Below are 18,246 nucleotides of genomic sequence, written 5' to 3'. Positions count from 1 at the left end.
TTGCCGATGGCAAGGAGATTGACCGATGTACGAAGGAAAGAAGTTCGTCCTGGTCGGGGTCGACGAGACTCCGGAGAGCCAGCTGGCCCTGCACTGGGCCGTCGACGCGGCCCGGACCGGCGGAATGGCCGTCCGGGTGATCCGCGCCTATCTGCCCGAGGTGAGTCAGTGGCCGGCCATCGGCGCGGAGGGCTACATCCCGCACACTCCGGTCGACGAGTACCAGGCGCAGCTGGACGCCGCGGTCGCCTATGTGCGTGATCGCCTGGGCTACGAGGCAGGTTCGGGCTGGCTGGCGTGCGAGAGCGCCGCCAACGCGATTCTGGCCGAGGCGCCGCAGGCCGAGCTGATCGTGGTCGGGACGCGGGCGCACCATCGGCTGGGGACCGTGCTCGGCTCGGTGGCGACCGCCGTGACCGCTCGGGCGGCGTGTCCGGTCGTAGTCGTCCGCGGGACGGACAGGACCGGGCCGATCCTGGTCGGTACGGACGGGTCGCCGGACTCCGAGCGCGCGATCGAGTTCGCGTTCGAGTACGCGGCGCGCATCGGCGTACCGCTTGATGTCGTCTACTGCCGGCAGCCGCAGAGCCGGGGTGAGTCAGCCAATGCCGACGCGCAGACCCTGCTGCGGGACTGGCTGGCGGAGAGCCTGGCGACGTACTGCGACAAGTACCCCGGTGTGAAGGTGAAGGCCAGGGTCGTCGACGGCCGTCCGGCGACGGCGTTGGCCGAACTGACCACCGGCGCGTCGCTCGTGGTCGTCGGATCGCGGGGCCGCGGCGGTGTCGCCGGCCTGCTGCTCGGCTCCGTCAGCCAGAGTCTGCTGCGGACCGCCGACTGCCCGGTCGTCGTCGTCCGTCGCTGAGGTCTTTGCCGGAAGGTCCCTGCGGGGGTGGGGACCTTCGGCCCGCGTGACGAGGCCCCTTCCCGGGTCCAGCGGCCTCTCGGGTCAGGTCCGATTCCCGTGTGCCAGGTCACACCGGAAACGGAAGACTCAGGGGCAAGGATCGAGGGAAGGAAAAGGGCGATGAACACCATCCGGAAGCAGACCACCACCGACCTGGCGCTGGACGAACCGATCGTGGTGGACGGCCTGTCGGTGTACGGCGTCGAGCTGGGCGAGCTGCGGGTCCGGCGGGGTGAGGTCGTCGCGCTGGTCGGTCCGAACGGGTCCGGCAAGAGCTCGGTGAGCCAGGTTCTGGTGGGCGCGCTGCCGGCATCGACCGGTACGGCCCGGGTGCTGGGTCTGGACCCACTGGACGGCGCGGCCGCGCTCAAGGGACGGCTGGGCTTCCTGGTCCGTGACCTGGAGACGATGGGGTCGCTGACCTCCCGCGACGTACTGGACATCTGCGCGGCGGTCCGGGACTGCACGACGGCGTACGCGCTGGAGCTGGCCGCGCGGCTGGAGCTGGACCTGGACCAGCCCATGAGCCGGCTGAGCCGGGGCCAACTGCGCCGGCTGGGCATCGTCCAGGCCCTGATGCACCGCCCAGAGGTCGTCGTCCTCGACGACCCGACGACAGAGCTGGACGAGGCCGGTTGCGTGACGCTGGCGGAGGTCCTGCGCGAGGTGGCGGCCGAAGGCGCCGCAGTACTGGTCACCGCCCAGAGCGAGACCGAGGCGGAGTCCTACGCCGACCGGATCGCAACCTTCTCCCAACTGACGGCCACCGACCGGAGCACGACCACCGCGCCGGCTCCCGTCCCCATGCCGGAACCTCCCTCCGCGGCAGAACCCACCCCGGCGCCGGAGTCCACCGCCGTGCCGGCACTCGGCACCGCGCCGGCGACCTGCTCAGGTTCAGAGGTACCGGCCGCGGCGAAACCTCGAATCCTCAACCGGTCCTCGGCGCCGCATGGTTCAGTCCCGCGGCCGGCCGGTGATGCGCGACGGTGCCGGCTGACCGGATCGGATCCGTCGGCCCGCCCGCCGCCCGGGTCGAGACAGGTGGCGCACGCGACGATCGCCGGCCCGCCCGGCAGGTGACCTGCAGACGGCCGGTACGACGGGACACTGTCGGACCGGCCTCCACCGCGCAACGACCCGGTGGCCATCATTCGTGGAAACGGAGGCAACTCATGCTCGTCTTTCTGATCGTTCTCCTGGTTCTCTGGCTGGTCCTGACGATCATCGGCTTCGCCATCAAGGGTTTGGTCTGGCTCGCGATCATCGGGATCGTGCTGTTCCTGGGGACCGGCGCCATCGGGTACGTCCGGCGCAAGGCGGCCAACCGCTGACCGGTCCAGCTTGATGCTTCCGGAGTACCGACTAGGGTTTCGGCCATGGAGAGCAGCGTGTACGTCGCATCGGTGGAGGGATATACCGGCAAGTCCACGGTGGCGCTCGGAGTGCTCCAGCAGTTGTCCAAGCGGGTTGAGCGGGTGTCGGTGTTCCGGCCGATCGTGCGGCCGGACACCGCGCTGTACGGCGGACGCGACTACGTCCTGGACCTGCTCACCTCGCACGACGCTGTCTCGCTGCCGTACGACGAATGCGTCGGGGTGACGTACGACGAGGTGCACAAGGACCCCGACGCGGCGCTCGACCGGATCGTGCAGCGGTACCGCGACGTAGTTGATCGTGGTGACCCGGTGCTGATCGTCGGGAGCGACTACACCGACGTCGGGACGCCGACCGAGTTCTCCTACAACGCGAGGATCGCGGCCAACCTCGGAGCGCCGGTTCTCCTGGTGCTGAACGGTTCGGGGCGCAGCCCGGCGGACCTGCGGACGCTGGCCGACATGGCCGGCGCGGAGCTGGCGGCCAACCACGGCTCGCTGTTCGCGGTCGTCGCCAACCGGGTCGGCGGTGATGAGCTGGCGTCGGTCATCGCGGCGCTGGCGGGTACCGGCGTACCGGCGTACGCGATCCCCGAGGAGCCGCTGCTCAGCGCCCCGGCCGTGACGGATCTGATGAAGGCGGTCGACGGGCGGCTGCTCGGTGGCGATCCGCGGCTGCTGGCGCGGGAGGCCAGCGGGTTGGTGGTGGCCGGGATGACGATGCCGAACGTGCTGGACCGGCTGTTCGAAGGCGCAGCGGTGATCACCGCGGCGGACCGCCCTGAGGTCGTGGTCGGTGTGCTGATGGCGCACGCCTCGCAGAACTTCCCACAGGTCTCGGCGATCTTCCTGAACGGTGGTTTCGAGCTGCCGCCGCAGATCCTGCGACTGATCGAGGGCATCGGCAGCACGATGCCGCTGATCGAGACCGGCCTCGGTACCCACGCCGCATCGACTGCATTGACCGCCGTCCGCGGCCGGCTGACCAAGGACTCGGCGCGCAAGGTGGACCGGGCGCTGGCGTTGTTCGACCAGCACGTCGACGGGACCGCGTTGCTGGACCGGCTCGCGGTGGCGCGCAGCGCGGCGGTCACGCCGTTGATGTTCGAGCACCAGCTGGTCGACGAAGCTGTTGCCCAGCGCAAGCACATCGTGCTGCCCGAGGGTGAGGAGGAGCGGATCCTGGGTGCCGCCGACGTCGTACTGCGCCGTGGTGTCGCCGATCTGACCTTGCTCGGCGATCCGGTCGTGATCAGTGCGAAGGCGGCCGCGCTCGGGGTGGACCTCTCGGCCGCGCGGATCCTGAGCCCGGACGACGAGGAGCTGGGGGAGCGGTTCGCGCAGGAGTACCACCGGCTGCGGCAGCACCGCGGCGTCGACCTCGACAAGGCCCGCGAAGTCGTCCGGGACGTGTCGTACTTCGGCACGATGATGGTGCAGCTCGGCCTGGCCGACGGGATGGTGTCGGGATCGGTGCACACCACCGCGCACACGATCCGGCCGGCGCTCGAGGTGGTCAAGACGCTGCCCGGTGTCTCGGTCGTCTCCTCGGTGTTCTTCATGTGCCTGGAGAATCAGGTCCTGGTGTACGGCGACTGCGCGGTGAACCCCGATCCGACGTCCGAGCAGCTGGCTGACATCGCGATCTCGTCGGCGGCGACCGCGGCGGCCTTCGGGGTCGAGCCGCGGGTGGCGATGCTGTCGTACTCGACCGGTACGTCCGGCAGCGGGACCGACGTCGAGAAGGTGTCGAAGGCGACCGGGATCGTCCGGGAGCGGGCGCCCTCGTTGCTCGTGGAGGGGCCGATCCAGTACGACGCGGCGATCGACAGCGCGGTGGCACGGACGAAGTTGCCGGACTCGGAGGTCGCGGGCCGGGCGACGGTGTTCATCTTCCCTGACCTCAATACGGGCAACAACACCTACAAGGCGGTGCAGCGGTCGGCCAATGCGGTCGCGGTTGGACCGGTGCTGCAGGGTTTGCGGAAGCCGGTGAACGACTTGTCCCGCGGGGCGACCGTGCGGGACATCATCAACACGGTGGCGATCACGGCCGTTCAGGCGCAGTACGGCGTACGGGGTGGAACTGATGAGTGAGCACGTGCTGGTGATCAACGCAGGCTCGTCGTCACTGAAATACAGCCTGATCGACGCCGGGTCGGGGAAGGCGGCCGGGTCCGGCCTGGTCGAGCGGATCGGCGAGGCGGAGGGCCGGCACCTGCATCGCGGACCTGACGGCGAGACGAGTACCGACGGCAAGATCGACACCCATGAGGACGCGTTGCGCGCGGCCCTGGACGCCTTCGAGACCCATGGCCCGTCGCTGGACGCGGTCGAGGTCGCCGCGGTCGGCCATCGCGTGGTGCACGGCGGATCGCGCTTCGCCGACCCTGTGCTGATCGACGACGAGCTGATCGACGCCGTCACCGCGCTCGTGCCGTTGGCGCCGCTGCACAACCCGGCGAATCTCGAGGGGATGCGGGTGGCTCGGCGGCTCTTCCCGGAGCTGCCGCAGGTCGCGGTCTTCGACACCGCGTTCCATCAGACCCTCGAGCCGGCGGCCTACACCTACGCGGTGCCGCTGGCTTGGCGTGACGACCATGACATCCGCCGGTACGGCTTCCACGGTACGTCCCACGCCTTCGTCTCGGCTGAATCAGCACGATTCCTCGGCCGCGACCCGGCCGGGCTGAACGTGATCGTCCTGCACCTCGGCAACGGCTGCTCGGCCGCGGCGATCCGGGGCGGCGTCTCGGTCGACACCTCGATGGGCATGACTCCGCTGGAAGGACTGGTGATGGGCAGCCGCTCCGGCGACCTGGATCCGGCGATCCACGCCCACCTGGTCCGCGAACTCGGCTGGACCGTCGAGGAGGTCGACCACGCCCTGAACTTCGACTCCGGCCTGAAAGGCCTTGCCGGAGGCAACGACTTCCGCGAACTCTCCACCCGCGTGGAGGCCGGTGACCCGGTCGCCCAACTGGCCTTCGACGTCTACTGCCACCGGATCAAGAAATACGTCGGCGCGTACTACGCCGTCCTCGGCACCGTCGACGCCATCGTCTTCACGGCGGGGGTCGGCCAGAACGGGGCCGACGTCCGCGCGGCGTCGCTCGGCGGGCTCGAGCGGCTGGGGATCCGGATAGATGCCCAACGCAACGATGCGGCCGCGGACGGGAGCCGGCTGGTGTCCGCCGACGACAGCCCGGTGGCAGTGCTGGTGATCCCCACGAACGAGGAGTGGCAGATCGCGCGCGAGGCGCTCGCGGTCGTCGGAGGCTCCTGACGGGCCGCCGGACTGCGCGGCCGCGGTACCGGGGTCCCGTTCTGTTGGGGACCTAGGACCCTGGTCGCTCCCTGACACCGATCGGACCCTCTAAGCAGTGAACCGCCGCCGCCCGGCGGCGCTGCTGCGGAGGGGAACGAACCGATGAAACCGAGGGGCCTGGCCGTGGTGATCACGGCCATCGCGATGATGACCGGGGCGATGACCACGGCGTCGTCATCGCCGGTGGCGACACCGGGGATCGCGATCCTGCCCGATCTGCCGGAGCCGTCCGGCGCGCAGTTCGTCGCGGGCGCGAGCAACGTCGTACCGGCGACAGCCGCGCCGGCCGACGACATCCGGACGGACCCGTCGAAGGCTGTCGCGGCGGGCTTCTACACCTGTCCCGGGTTCAGCTCCGTCGACGACCAGACGCCGCTCGCGAACCTGTATCGCGACATCTACACCTGGGGACCGTTCGCGCCGTACAAGGTCGGCAACGGCGGTGGCAACATCAATTGGCGCCTGAACCCGTACAAGAACCCCAGCTGGTACATGTGGTTCCACTCGCTGCGCTGGCTCGGCCAGGGCATCGTCGCGGCCGGTCAAGGCGACCTGACCGCGCTGACCCGGGTGAACACGATCGCCTACGACTGGTCGCGTGACAATCCGTACTCCTGGAAGGCCGACGTCGGCGCCTGGGAGTCGACCATGCACCGGACCAACGTGCTGATCTGTCTGCGCCAGGCGATCCTGTCCGGCCTGCAGGTCACCACGTTGCCGGCCAAATACGCCTGGCTGGACACCGCGCTGGTCAACCACGCCAGGTTCCTGACGGCGAACTGGAGCGGTGCCTGGAACCACGGCACCGACGAGAGCATCGCCCTGTTCGGGGTCGGCTGCACGCTGGGCCGGTCCGACTACAAGCAGACCGCGCAGAGCCGGCTGGCCGCCGGGATCACCACGTCGATCGATACCCAGGGCTCGACCAACGAGCAGTCCGTCGGGTACGCGCAGTTCAACTATTCGCTGTGGGGGCGTGCGGTGACCGTGCTGCAGAACTGCGGCGCCGTCCCCGGGTCGACCATCTCGAGCCGGCGGACGCTGATGGCGACCTGGCTCGCGTTGGCCACGACTTCGCTCGGCAAGCTGCACCAGCTCGGTGACTCGGAGTTGCTGGCGACCCTTGCGGCGCCCGGTACGCCGATGGAGTACGCCGCATCGCTCGGCACCAGAGGCACCGCACCGTCGAAGCGGGTCGGGATCTACTCGGCCGGGTACGTGTTCGGCAGGACCGGGTGGGGCGCGGTCCGGGGCTTCACCGGCGAATCGACGTACAGCATCAGGTTCGGTCCGGCCCGGGCGATGCACGGGCACAGTGACCACACGTCGATCACCTACACCGCTCGTGGCCGCGACATCCTGGTCGACAGCGGGCACGCGGGGTATCAGAACGACGTCTGGCGTACCTGGGCGAAGAGCCCCGCCGCGCACAGCATGATGACGACGCCACGGACCGCCGACCGCCTTCCGGTGACCAAACTGACCAGGTCGCTGGTGAAGGCGAATGCCGAGTTCTACGAGTTCAGCGACGTACCGGGTACCTCGGTCAGCCGGACGCGCGCAGTACTGGTGCTGAAGGATCCGGACCTGGTGGTCTCACTCGACCGCGGACTGGCCAAGACACCGCAGGCGTTCCAGACTCTGTGGCACCTGCCCGCCGACCAGCGCGCGACCGTGTACTCCCGCGCTACCGCCATCGCGATGGCCCCGGGCGACTCGACCAGGACGATCATCTTCCAGATCCCTTACCGGCAAGCGCTTCCGCCAGGCGCGACTCTGGTGAAGCAGGGCCAGACCAACCCGATCCAGGGCTGGTACTACCCGAGCACCTTCAACCGGAAGTCCGCGCCGACCCTGATGCAGGCAAGGTCCGGTACGTCCGCGACGATCCTGTCGTTCGTCGTACCGGTGCGGGCGACCGGATCGGTCACCTACACGACTCACTGGTCAGGCACCAGCTACGTGATCGCCCTCGATGTTGCCGGCCAACGGATCTCCGTAGGAGTGTCGGCCGGGGGAGGGCTCTACCGGGCGACGCCGTAGCGCGTCAGTGCTCCGGATCGAACAACCGCAGGTCCTTCCCGATCATGCCGTCCACACCCAGGGCGTGCGCCTTGACGAGGTCGTCCTCGTTGTCCACCGGCCAGGTGAGGACGACCTCGGCGCCGCGCCTCAGCTCAGTGACGAGCTCGGGGGTGAGGAGTCGCCGGTGAACACAGGCCCCGTACGCCGGCCTGCTGCGCAGCCTGGAACGCAACCGCCGCAGGCCGCGCCGGCTCCCGGCCGACAACACCGGTCGTACCGACGGCAGCTCCCGGAACGCCCTGAGCATCCACCAGTGCTGGGTACACACGGTGACAACGGTGTCCGGACACGTGTCGCGCAGGACGGCCGCCACCCGGCCGGCCAGACGGGGATGGATCCCTTTCAGATCCAGCAACAACCGCGGTTCGCCGCCCATCGCCTCGACGAGTTCGGGCAGCTCGTACAGCTCGATGTCGCGCCGGAGGAGCAGCTCGTCCCGCTCCCACAACCAGCGGGGGCCCAGCGACTTCAGGTGACGTACCTCGAGGCGACCGCGGAAGGCGTGCACGTCGGCCTCGATCAGGTCCGCGCCGGCGTCGAGCGCGGCCCGCAAAGCGCCGAGGTCGTTGCCGGCCCGATGCGCCACCACCAACCGCGGTCTCATGCTGTCGCAGGCTCCCGGGACCTGCCTCGCCAGCGCAGGAAGTGGGAACCGCCGCCCAGCAGCAGCGCCGGAACCCAGTAGAGCAGCGCCGTCAGGGCGACCGCCCCGAACGCGGCGCTCCAGGGAACGCCGATCGAGGCGAGACCGGCGACCAAGGCACCTTCACGCGGGCTCGCGCCGTGCACGCCGGGCAGGATTCCGGCGATCTGGCTGGCCCCGAAGACGGCGATCAACTGGAACGGGGACACCGAGTCGCCGACGGCCTGCAGCGCCCCGATCAGCAGGCCGAGGATGCTGGCCTGATAGCCGATCGACAAGACGATCCCCAGCACGAACACCTTCGGCGACGGCAACGGCCAGCGACGGGTCAGCCCGGGACGCCGCCGGGACACGACGATCGCGGCCACCAGCGCGACGGCCGCGATGCCGAGCGCCACCGCGATCACGACCGGCGGGAGCGCCACTCCGCAGACCACGACGGCGACGACCAGCCCGACGGCGCCGACGAACCGGTCGAGGGCGACCTCGGCGACGGCGGGGGCGCGGCGTACCCCGACGCCCTCGAGCCGGTGGATCCGCCACAGGTCGGCGCCGGCATGCCCTGGTGAGATGAGGCCGAGGATCTCACTCTCCGCATAGGTCCGCAGATGCCAGCGGCGCGATCTGCCACTGGTCGACACGGCGTGCCAGCGCAGCGGGCACAGGACGTACTTGCCGATCGCGAACGGCAGCAGGCCGATGATGGCCGGCAGGATCGCGGCGTGCGGGATCCGCTCGAAGTTCCACACGGACACGGTGACGGCGATCACGAGTACGGCGACGCGGACCGCGCGGTTGGCGATGAGCGCCCGCCCGAACCGCAGGCAGGCATGGACTTGTTTCCGGCCGTGGTGCACGCGGCCTCCTTCCGACTCCCGGGCAGCGTCTCCTTGTGACACAGGAGACTTTCGGCCCGGTGTGTGCGGAACTACGCCCCTGGGAGCAACTGTGCGGCGTCGGTTTCAGTGTAGGCAGGTGATTCCAGAAGCCAGTGGGGTGAACGGTGATGCTCAAGTCCGGTACGACTCCTGATCGCGGCAGCAGACGGATCGTCCTGCTGCTCGCAGTGGTGCTCGCGGTCGCACTGGCGGCCGGCTCGGTGATAGTCCTGGTGAACCGTGATCAGCGGACGGACGGCCCCGGGCCGGTCGCGTCCGCGACGCCGAGCGGCTCGGCATCCACCCAGCCTTCGTCTACTCAGCCTTCCGCGTCCACCCGGCCTTCGACCTCCGCGCGGCCGTCGTCCTCGCCGACGTCGACTGTGCCGTCGAGTGCGCCCACCAATCGGCGCAGCGCGGCTGACTCGCTCTCGACGTTCTTCTCCTCGGCCGGCGTGCTGGATCGTCAACTGAAGGAGGCCGCGGCGGCGATCAACGCGTCCGGTCCGCCGTGGACCGCTGCGAACCCTGGGGTGGCTCAGAAGGTACGGGCCGCCAAGCTGGCTCCGGTGGCAGGCGCGATCCCAGCAGGCATGTCGCACGACCTCCTTCAGTCGGTGGTCCTGGTGCTGAGCGACCTGACGTCGAGGCGGTACGCGATGGGATCCTTCGAGTTCCAGCCGCCGGACCCGTACGCGAACCTGCTGCGCGAACTCCGCAACGGCCACCCGGCCGCGGCGCGGTACGCCGATGACGTGGCCGCCGCCCGCGCGCTGGCCCGCTCGACTGCTCCGTTGGCGCCGGTGCCGGGCAGTTCCCGGCGTACTGCCGAGGTGCTGCTGCTGGTCCGCTACGTCACGCTCGCGAACGGCGGCTGCGGGTCGCGGGGCGGCACCGTGCTGACCCGGCTGCCCGAGGTCGTTTGGGGCCCTGTCACCCGGAACCCCGAAGCCGACGGCACGGTCGGCGGGGTGGCCTTCAGCGCCGACCTGGATTCGGACGGGCGCTGGCAGGTCAACCTGTTCGCCTGCTGACCGGGAGGGGTGTAGAGATGGTCACGATCAGCCGCCAGGCCGCGCTGCGCGCCTCGCAGAAGATGAGGCCGGTTCTGCGTGAGATCGCCGTGATCGCCGGGGGCATCGTGTTGTACTTCGGTGTCCGCGGCCTCATCGACAGCCGGGTCGACACTGCTTTCCGCAACGCCGCGCACGTGGTCAACCTCGAGCAGTCCGTCGGTTTGTTCACCGAGCCGGCACTGCAGGCCGCGGCGTCGCAGCACGGCTGGCTGCTGCGGGCCACGGACTACATCTACATCTACGGCCACTGGCCGGTCGTGCTGACAACCCTGCTGTGGTTGCTGATCCGGCATCGCGCCGCGTACCGGCGGTTTCGCGACGCGATGCTCATCTCCGGCGGGATCGGGCTGGCGATCTTCGCCCTCTTCCCGGTCGCCCCGCCGCGATTCCTGACCAGCTACGGTTTCGTCGACACGGTGACCCAGCAGACCTCGGCGTACCGGGTCCTGCAACCACCGGCCTTCGTGAACCAGTACGCCGCGGTGCCGAGCCTGCACTTCGGCTGGAACCTGTTGATGGGGATCGCCGTGGCGGGATTCGCCGGCCATTGGCTGGCCCGGCTGTTCGGCTGGCTGATGCCACTGTGGATGCTGATCTCGGTCGTACTGACCGCGAACCACTACCTGTTCGACGCCCTGGCCGGCGGCGCCGTCGCGCTGTTCGGTCTCGCGGTGGCAACCCGATGGGCCAGAGCCCGCGACAGGCGTACCGACCATTCACAATGAAAGGGCTCAACGTTCCCGGCGGCCTGGCGTCGCGGCCCCGGCCCGGCCGGCGCCCGAGAAGGCCGTCGCGATGCCGAGGACGAAGCCGACGTCGTACCAGTTGCCGTTGTTGTGCACCTCGTAGATGCTCACCTTGCTGGTGAACAAGGAGATCACAAAGGTGATCGGGCTGATCAGGCCGTGCCACAGGCCCAGCCAGAAGCCGGCGTCGTGCCCCGCGCCGGCTCCGGCGACATCGTTGGCCCCGGCAGCACAGGCGGTCAGCAACAGCAGGCAGGCCGCTGTTGCCGCGATCCAGCCGCGGCGGGGGCTTCTCTTGGGCATCGTCGTCAACGGCTGTGCTGCTCTCGCATCTGTTCGGCCGTCATGATGTGGGCTCCTGGGCCCGGAATGAAGACGGTCTCGGTGCCGGTGTCGTCCCAGCGGACCAGGTACGGCGGATCGCCGGCCGGACCGTGGACCTCCAAGATCTGACCGTGCCGCCTCATCTCACTCAGATGGGTGCTCTCGACCACCACCCAGTCGCCAGGCGTTGCCTTCATCGTGCTGGTCCTTCCCGTGGGGCAAGTCGTCCTTCCAGCCAATCCCCGGTCGCCCGGCCGCTACAGGGCTCAAGGACCCGGTCGGGTGGGACTTAGGTCCCGGCCGGCGCCGGGCAGGTCCCATCGGAAGGGACCGGACGACTCTGGGCCGGCTCGCTGCGGCGGCCGACGATGACAGTGCAGAACTGTCCAGCAAGAAGGGGTGACGACGATGGTGGCGACGAAACGATGGACCGTCGAGATCTTCATCGACGAGCACGAGGACGACCGGAGCACCCACGCCGAGGCGCGGTTGCACACCGACGACGACACGCACCTGATCGGCCGGGGGACCGCCCACCGCAACCCCGGCGACCGCGAGATCGCGGAGATCGGCGACGAGGTCGCGGTGGCCCGGGCGCTGTCGAAGCTGTCGCGCGAGCTGCTCCACGCCGCGACCGGTGACATCGAGCAGATCACCAAGCACCACGTCCACCTGCACAGCTGACCGGGTGGCACTCCGGCACACGCTCCCGGGACTTTGGACCCTGCCCGGGACGCATGGCCGGCGGAAGCGTGGAAGGTGGAGGAAAGGAGTTTGTGATGACACCGGTACGGATCTGGATCGGGCTGGTACTGCTGGCCCTTGGTGTGATCGGGATACTCCAGGCCGCCGGCGCCGGCCTGGGCGGAGTCACCGACTGGTGGCCGATCGCCGTGATCGGCCTCGGCCTGACGGCGCTGGTGACGAGGCGGCGCGCGACGGTAGGCCCACTGCTGCTCATCGCGCTGGGCTTCGTGCTGCTGGCCGACCAGCTGTCGTGGACCACCGGCAGCCTGTTCGGCCCGGCGTTGCTCGTCGTCGTCGGCCTGATCGTGCTGTTCGGTCTGACCCGCAGCAACCACAGCCCCAGCACCGGCTCGGGCAGCACCTTCGCACTGTTCGGTGGTACCCGCATGACCGATCGCTCCGAGCACCTGCAGCGCTGTGACGCCACGGCGATCGCCGGCAGCGTGACGCTCGACCTGCGCGAGTCGCGGATCGATGAGGCTGCCACGGTCGACGCCTTGGGTGGCGGGTTGCCATCAAAGGCACCCCCATCCTCGGCGGCTTCGACGACAAGACCCACGCCGACGGCTACCTGCCACCGAACGCCCCGGTCCTGAACCTCAACGGCCTCGCGATCCTCGGCGGCGTCACCGTCGCCAACGAGCCCCGCGCCCTCGACCACCACCAAGACACCACCGTCGCCCACCAGAACTGACAACCGCCATGGACCAGAGCACCAGCGTTCATCTGCGCGAGTCGTCGCCGGACCTGTCCGTCGGAACCCGGATAGATCTGGACGACGTGGTCAAGCAGTACGTCATCGGCGACACGACGGTGACCGCGCTGACGGACGTGAACCTTCATGTCGACGAGACTGCCTTCGTCGTCGTGCTGGGCCCCTCGGGAAGTGGCAAGACGACGCTGCTCAACATGATCGGGTTGCTCGACACTCCGACGGGCGGCCGGGTCGCGCTCAACGGCCGGGACATGACCGGGGCGTCGCGCGGCGCGCAGTTCGCGCTGCGGCGCCATACCGTGAGCTTCATCTTCCAGACCTTCAACCTGTTCCCCGGACTGACCGCCCTGGAGAACGTGCAGTTCGGGGCCGAGGTCGCCGGACGCGGGTCAGCGGCCGAGGTCGCGCGGGCCGAGCTGGCCCGCGTCGGCCTGGCCGACCGGATGCGTCATTTCCCGCACCAGTTGTCGGGTGGCGAGCAGCAGCGGGTCGCGATCGCCCGGGCGCTGGCCACCGACAACCCGATCCTGCTGGCCGACGAGCCGACCGGGGAGCTCGACTTCGGCACCGGCGTACAGATCCTGGAACTTCTGCAGCAGCAGGCCGAGGCGGGCAAGACGGTTCTGGTCGTCACCCACAACCGCGAGTTGTCGCGGGTGGCGGACCGGGTGATCGAGCTGTCCAGCGGCCGCATCGTCAGCGACGGTCCACCCAGCGGCGGTAAGTGCCGCACGGCGGACCTGCACTGGTGACGGCCATGCGCGCGGGCTCTCTCCGGCTCTGGCTCACCTGGTCGTGGCGCGACCTGCGGCGCCGCTGGCTCCTGGTGACGACGCTCGCCCTGGTGATCGCCGTGGGAACCGGTGTGTACGCGGGTCTCGGTGGCACCAGCGCCTGGCGCATCGAGTCGAACGACCGCAGCTATCACAGTCTGGCGATGCATGACCTACGCGTGCAGTTGCCGGAAGGCGGGTTCGCCGCCGAGGGATCGCTGGCGCGCGCTGTCGCCGGTCTGCGGGATGCCTCCGCTGTCACCGCGGTGGTCGAGCGGCTGGTCACACCCACCCTCGTCGAGGTCCCAACCGGCACTGGCCCGCTACTCGTCCCCGGCGAGGTCGTGGGCATGCCGTCCGGTCAGGCCCCGGTCAATGCCTTGTACGTCGACGGCGGCCGCGGCTTTCGCTCCAACGACACCGCGGTGGCGGTGCTGGAGTCCAAGTTCGCGGCCGCGCACAACCTTCCAGCACAGGGACGCCTGTTGCTCAGCGCGGGTACACCGGTCGAGTACGTCGGAACCGGCTACACGCCGGAGTACTTCCAGGTGATCGGGCGCAGCGGCATGGTTCTGGGCGAGACGGGGTACGCCGTCGTGTTCATGCCGCGGGCCGCCGCACAGCACGCGACGGGGCACCCGGGCAAGGTGAACGATCTGGTCCTGCTGCTGCGACCGGGGAGTGACCAGCAGGTGCTGCGAGAGCAACTCGCCGCGGCGGTGGCGCCCTTCGGTGGAACCGTCACCACTCAGGCCGAGGATCCGGTCCACCGGGCGTTGTACGAGGACGCCCGCAACGACCAGACCACCTGGAACGTGTTCGCCTTCCTGATCCTGTTCGGAGCGGCGTTCGCGACCTTCAACCTGGTCAACCGGATGATCGAGGCCCAGCGCCGGGAGATCGGCATCGGCATGGCGCTCGGCGTACCGGCCCGCCGGCTCGCGGTCCGGCCGATGCTGGTCGGCGTACAGATCGCTGTCGTCGGGGTGATCGCGGGCATCGGCGTCGGCTGGCTCGTCGGCCGGGCGATGGGCAGTGTGATGGCGGACCTGCTGCCCCTGCCGGTCTGGGTGACACCGTTCCAGGCGGGCCGGTTCCTGCAGGCCGCCGTACTGGGGCTGCTCATCCCGATACTCGCTACCGTCGTTCCGATCATCCGCGCTGTCCGGATGGATCCGGTCCAAGCCATCCGGACGGGCGCGTACGGCGCGGCGCGATCAGGAGGCCGCCTGCTGTCGCTGCTGTCCAAGGCGCATCTGCCTGGACGCGCCTACCTGTCGATGTCGCTGCGCAACGTGCTCCGAGCCCCGCGGCGGACTGCGTTCACCGTGCTCGGTATCGCCGCCGCGATGACTTCGCTCGTGGCAGTACTCGGACTCCTGGACACCTTCTCCGCCGCCGGGCAGGCGAACCGGGCGGAGGTCGCGCACAGCAGTCCCGATCGGCTTGTGGTCACGCTGGACACGTACTACCCGCTGAGCTCCGACGCGATCCGCGCGGTTTCCGGGACCTCCGGCGTCACCGCGTCGGAGCCTCAACTGGCGGTCCCGGCAACCCTCACCGATGGGGGGACCGCGGTCGACGTCGTGGTCCAGGTGACCGATCTCGGCAACAAGATCTGGGCTCCGACTCTGCTTCGCGACACCGGTCGCAAGGACGGCATCGTGTTGTCGAGGAAGGCAGCGGACGACCTGGGTGTGGAGCCGGGCTCGACGGTCGGTCTGCGGCACCCGGTGAGATCGGCCGACGGCTTCCGCCTGGTCACCACCCAGGTACCGGTCCGCGCGCTGCATCCCGACCCGTGGCGCACTTTCGCCTATCTCGACACAGGTGGAGCTGAGCTCTTCGGGCTGACCGGCACCGCCAACCAGGTCACGGTGGTTCCTTCCGGGGGGAGCGATGAGCTCAGGAGCAGCCTGTTCCGGCTGCACGGCGTCGCGGCGATCGAGGCGGCGGGTGGTTTCGCCGAGGTGCTGGACAACGCGCTCGCCCAGTTCACCGGCATTCTCCGGGTGATCGAGGGCGCCACCGTCTTGCTGGCGCTGCTGATCGCGTTCAACACGGCGGGTATCAGCGCCGACGAACGGACTCGCGAACACGCCACGATGTTCGCTTTCGGCCTGCCGCCGCGGGTCGTCCTGGCGATGGCGATCGCCGAGAACGCCGTCATCGGCCTGCTCGGCACCCTCGTCGGTCTGGCCGGCGGCTACGCCGGGCTGCGGTACATCGTCTCCGGTTTCGACCAGGTGACACCAGAGCTCCTGGTCGAGCCCACCCTGTCCACCAGCACCGTCCTGCTCACGCTCGTGGTGGGCGTCTCGGTGGTTGCCCTCGCCCCGGTCCTGTCGCTGCGACGCGACCGCCGGATGAACATCCCCGCGGCCCTGCGGGTAGTGGAGTAGTCAGGCCTGGTCGCGAACTCCTCGAGGGTGCCTACACTTCGAAGGAGGAGGGCGACAAGCATGGCCGATGACCGGACCTGGGAACCGTACAGTCCATCCGTGGCGTCGCGTGGGCGAGAGGTGCTCGGGTGGCTGGCGTACGTCCAGGCGCTCGGACCACAGGTTGCGGCTGTGGACCCTCGTCGGTCGGACGAAGTACCGGTGCTGATGGTGCCCGGCTTCCTGGCCGGTGACTGGTCGCTGGTTCCACTGGCGCGGCACCTGAGGCGTTCGGGCCATGCGACCTTCACCAGCGGCATCGTGCTGAACTGCGGTTGTACCGAGATGTTGCTCGAGTTGCTCGAACGCCGGCTGGAGCAGGTGGTCCAAGAAGCCGGCAGACCCGTCGTGCTGGTCGGACAGAGCCGCGGTGGCACGCTCTGCCGGATGCTGGCGGTACGCCGCCCCGACCAGGTGGCGGGCCTTGTCACCTTGGCCTCACCACTGTTGCACCAACTGGCGACAACCCCGGAAATCATCACCCAGGTGAATCTGCTGGCCCGCTTGAACCTCGGTGCGTGGCCCTGGCTCGTCTCGACCGACTGCCTGTCCGGAGGCTGTGCGGATCGCACGAGTGCCCTGCTCGAGTCCGCCTGGCCAGACGGGCTGCCCTTCGTCTCGCTCTACTCACGCCAGGACGGAGTCGTCGATTGGCGCGCCTGTCTCGACCCTGCGGCGGAGCACGTCGAGGTCCGCAGTACCCACAACGGGATGGGCGCGGACCGAACCGTCCAGCGTTTGCTGTCGAGCAGGCTGAAGACCCTCACCGGACAGCCGCGCCAACCAGCACAGTGAGCTCCTCGGCCATCAAGTCGGCCAGCCGCTGGACGTCCGGAACCTGGTCACGATCCGCGACGACGCCGATGTGTATGTTCCCGCAGTAGCTCATCACGGTGATGTTGAGGCCAAGTCCGTCGGTGATGCCGGCCAGCGGCACGATCGACTCGACCTCCGCCCCGGCCAGGTACAACGGTTCCCGCGGTCCGGGCACGTTGGAGATGTTCACGTTCATCGCGGGGGTCCGGGGAGCCCAGGTGTTGAGCCGGGTCAGCAGTTGGGTGGTTCGGACGACGAGGACCGGAGGCACCATCCGGAGCGTGTCGGCCAGCGCGTCCGGAGCAGTGCTGCCGAGATCGCGCAGCGCGGTCAGCATCGCCGCCCGGGCGGCGATCAGGCGGGCGACCGGTTCGTCGACGTCGGTCGGAATGGGCACCACGACGGCGCTGAGATCGTTGCCGAAGGCGGTCGAGCGGCCGGCCCGCAACGAGACCGGTACGACTGCCGTCAGCGGCCGCCGGGGGAGTTCTTCGTGGTCCAGCAACCAGCGACGCAGCGCGCCGGCCGCGATCGCCATCACGACGTCGTTCACACTCACCTGGAACCGGTTCTTCACCGACCTCACCTGATCGAACCCGACGGTGGCGATGCCGATCCGGCGATGCGGGGAGATCTGCCGGTTGAACGATGTCCGCGGCGCCTGGACCGGGGCCCGGTGCCGGTGTTCCCGCCGGACCAGGGCGAGGCCGGCGCCGACCAGCCGGACCCCGGGCATGGTGCCGAAGACAGGCAGTTCGTCGACGCCGGACAGCATGGAGGGGATACCGGCCGCCGCCCGCAACGGCTGGCGGACGATGCCGGTGAGGCCGCGCCACAGCATCGACGGTGAGGACGGCCGCGAGGGCGGTGTGGCAGGGACCGGCGTGGTTGCCGCTGCTGGGGTGCGCGGCTGCGGTGCAGGGTCCGTGAGGGTCGCGACGATCTCCGCGCCCGCGAGGCCGTCGGCGACCGCGTGGTGGACCTTGGTCAGTACCGCAGCGCGACCGTTGGCGAGGCCCTGGATCAGGTACATCTCCCACAGTGGTCGCGAGCGGTCCAGCCGCCGGGAGAAGATCCGGGCTACCTGCTCACGCAGGATCTCGTCGTCGCCCGGCTCGGGCAGGGCGATCTCCCGCAGGTGGTACGACAAGTCACAGTCGGTCTCGGTCCAGTACGGACGGTCGAGCCCGAAAGGAACCCGGACCAGCCGCCGGCGAAACGCCGGGATCAGTGGCAGCCGCTCCTGGACGAGGTCGCGCAGACGGCCGGCCGTGAGCCGTCCGCCGGGCAACGCCGACGGATCGAAGGTGATCAGGGCTGCGGTGTGGGTGCTGACCCGGTTGTTCTCCGCGGCCAGGTACATCATGCCGAGATCGTCGACCTGCCGCATC

Annotated in this window: 18 protein-coding genes; 13 read left to right on the top strand and 5 right to left on the bottom strand. The window is 69.4% G+C overall.

All coding sequences use genetic code 11. The features are described 5' to 3' along the window. Nucleotides 1–25 precede the first annotated feature (25 nt). From ABD768_RS36905 to ABD768_RS36880, 6 genes are all read left to right on the top strand, one after another. Nucleotides 26–865 (top strand): universal stress protein, encoded by an 840-nt coding sequence (locus ABD768_RS36905; protein WP_343964940.1) that lies wholly within the window; start codon nucleotides 26–28, stop codon nucleotides 863–865. Between the two features lie 162 nt (nucleotides 866–1,027). Further along, entirely contained in the window at nucleotides 1,028–1,990 is a 963-nt protein-coding gene (locus ABD768_RS36900; protein WP_343964938.1) for an ATP-binding cassette domain-containing protein, read from the top strand. A gap of 92 nt (nucleotides 1,991–2,082) precedes the next feature. After that, a complete protein-coding gene (locus tag ABD768_RS36895) occupies nucleotides 2,083–2,241 on the top strand; it encodes a hypothetical protein (RefSeq protein ID WP_343964936.1) in 159 nt (52 codons plus the stop codon). Between the two features lie 45 nt (nucleotides 2,242–2,286). Further along, the gene (pta, locus tag ABD768_RS36890; protein ID WP_344848722.1) at nucleotides 2,287–4,380 is read left to right on the top strand and encodes a phosphate acetyltransferase; all 2,094 of its coding nucleotides are present in this window, start codon (nucleotides 2,287–2,289) and stop codon (nucleotides 4,378–4,380) included. Next, nucleotides 4,373–5,569 (top strand): acetate/propionate family kinase, encoded by a 1,197-nt coding sequence (locus ABD768_RS36885; protein WP_344848720.1) that lies wholly within the window; start codon nucleotides 4,373–4,375, stop codon nucleotides 5,567–5,569. The genes pta and ABD768_RS36885 overlap by 8 nt, the downstream gene beginning before the upstream one ends. A 144-nt stretch (nucleotides 5,570–5,713) precedes the next feature. After that, on the top strand, nucleotides 5,714–7,654 hold the full coding sequence (locus tag ABD768_RS36880) for a heparinase II/III domain-containing protein (RefSeq protein ID WP_344848719.1): 1,941 nt from the start codon (nucleotides 5,714–5,716) through the stop codon (nucleotides 7,652–7,654). Nucleotides 7,655–7,658: 4 nt separating this feature from the next. Here ABD768_RS36880 and ABD768_RS36875 read toward each other — a convergent pair whose 3' ends face one another. Together ABD768_RS36875 and ABD768_RS36870 are read right to left on the bottom strand one after the other, a co-directional pair. Then, on the bottom strand, nucleotides 7,659–8,300 hold the full coding sequence (locus ABD768_RS36875) for a glycerophosphodiester phosphodiesterase (protein ID WP_344848718.1): 642 nt from the start codon (nucleotides 8,298–8,300) through the stop codon (nucleotides 7,659–7,661). Beyond that, a complete protein-coding gene (locus tag ABD768_RS36870; RefSeq protein WP_344848716.1) occupies nucleotides 8,297–9,196 on the bottom strand; it encodes a lysylphosphatidylglycerol synthase domain-containing protein in 900 nt (299 codons plus the stop codon). Before ABD768_RS36870 ends, ABD768_RS36875 begins: the two co-directional genes overlap by 4 nt. Nucleotides 9,197–9,342: 146 nt before the next feature. On the opposite strand from ABD768_RS36870, the gene ABD768_RS36865 reads away from it, so the two are divergent. Then, on the top strand, nucleotides 9,343–10,251 hold the full coding sequence (locus ABD768_RS36865; protein ID WP_344848714.1) for a hypothetical protein: 909 nt from the start codon (nucleotides 9,343–9,345) through the stop codon (nucleotides 10,249–10,251). 17 nt (nucleotides 10,252–10,268) lie between these two features. Further along, the gene (locus ABD768_RS36860; RefSeq protein WP_344848712.1) at nucleotides 10,269–11,018 is read left to right on the top strand and encodes a phosphatase PAP2 family protein; all 750 of its coding nucleotides are present in this window, start codon (nucleotides 10,269–10,271) and stop codon (nucleotides 11,016–11,018) included. A 6-nt stretch (nucleotides 11,019–11,024) separates the two neighbouring features. On the opposite strand, the gene ABD768_RS36855 is transcribed toward ABD768_RS36860, so the two are convergent. Beyond that, complete coding sequence (locus ABD768_RS36855; protein WP_344848710.1) at nucleotides 11,025–11,342, bottom strand: hypothetical protein; 318 nt, start codon at nucleotides 11,340–11,342, stop codon at nucleotides 11,025–11,027. Between the two features lie 5 nt (nucleotides 11,343–11,347). Next, on the bottom strand, nucleotides 11,348–11,560 hold the full coding sequence (locus ABD768_RS36850; RefSeq protein WP_343964918.1) for a DUF1918 domain-containing protein: 213 nt from the start codon (nucleotides 11,558–11,560) through the stop codon (nucleotides 11,348–11,350). Nucleotides 11,561–11,771: 211 nt separating this feature from the next. Between ABD768_RS36850 and ABD768_RS36845 the strand changes: the two genes are divergently transcribed. The 5 genes from ABD768_RS36845 (at nucleotide 11,772) to ABD768_RS36825 (ending at nucleotide 16,834) form a co-directional block, all read left to right on the top strand. Beyond that, entirely contained in the window at nucleotides 11,772–12,047 is a 276-nt protein-coding gene (locus ABD768_RS36845; protein ID WP_343966578.1) for a DUF1876 domain-containing protein, read from the top strand. A gap of 95 nt (nucleotides 12,048–12,142) precedes the next feature. Then, nucleotides 12,143–12,706, top strand: coding sequence for a LiaF transmembrane domain-containing protein (locus tag ABD768_RS36840; RefSeq protein WP_344848707.1), 564 nt, complete (start codon nucleotides 12,143–12,145; stop codon nucleotides 12,704–12,706). Nucleotides 12,707–12,812: 106 nt separating this feature from the next. Continuing rightward, nucleotides 12,813–13,577 carry an ABC transporter ATP-binding protein gene (locus tag ABD768_RS36835; RefSeq protein WP_344848705.1) on the top strand — a complete coding sequence of 255 codons (765 nt, stop codon included), beginning with the start codon at nucleotides 12,813–12,815 and terminating at the stop codon, nucleotides 13,575–13,577. 5 nt (nucleotides 13,578–13,582) lie between these two features. After that, nucleotides 13,583–16,000 carry an ABC transporter permease gene (locus tag ABD768_RS36830; protein ID WP_344848703.1) on the top strand — a complete coding sequence of 806 codons (2,418 nt, stop codon included), beginning with the start codon at nucleotides 13,583–13,585 and terminating at the stop codon, nucleotides 15,998–16,000. Between the two features lie 99 nt (nucleotides 16,001–16,099). Beyond that, nucleotides 16,100–16,834, top strand: coding sequence for an esterase/lipase family protein (locus ABD768_RS36825; RefSeq protein ID WP_344848700.1), 735 nt, complete (start codon nucleotides 16,100–16,102; stop codon nucleotides 16,832–16,834). Here ABD768_RS36825 and ABD768_RS36820 read toward each other — a convergent pair. Further along, the gene (locus ABD768_RS36820; protein ID WP_343964908.1) at nucleotides 16,803–18,245 is read right to left on the bottom strand and encodes a WS/DGAT/MGAT family O-acyltransferase; all 1,443 of its coding nucleotides are present in this window, start codon (nucleotides 18,243–18,245) and stop codon (nucleotides 16,803–16,805) included. The genes ABD768_RS36825 and ABD768_RS36820 overlap by 32 nt on opposite strands. Nucleotide 18,246: the final 1 nt, after the last annotated feature.

It is taken from the genome of Kribbella ginsengisoli (assembly GCF_039537185.1).
Classification (GTDB): domain Bacteria; phylum Actinomycetota; class Actinomycetes; order Propionibacteriales; family Kribbellaceae; genus Kribbella; species Kribbella koreensis.
Note: the sequence above shows the minus strand (reverse complement) of the source record. Positions and strands in the feature narration are given on the sequence as shown.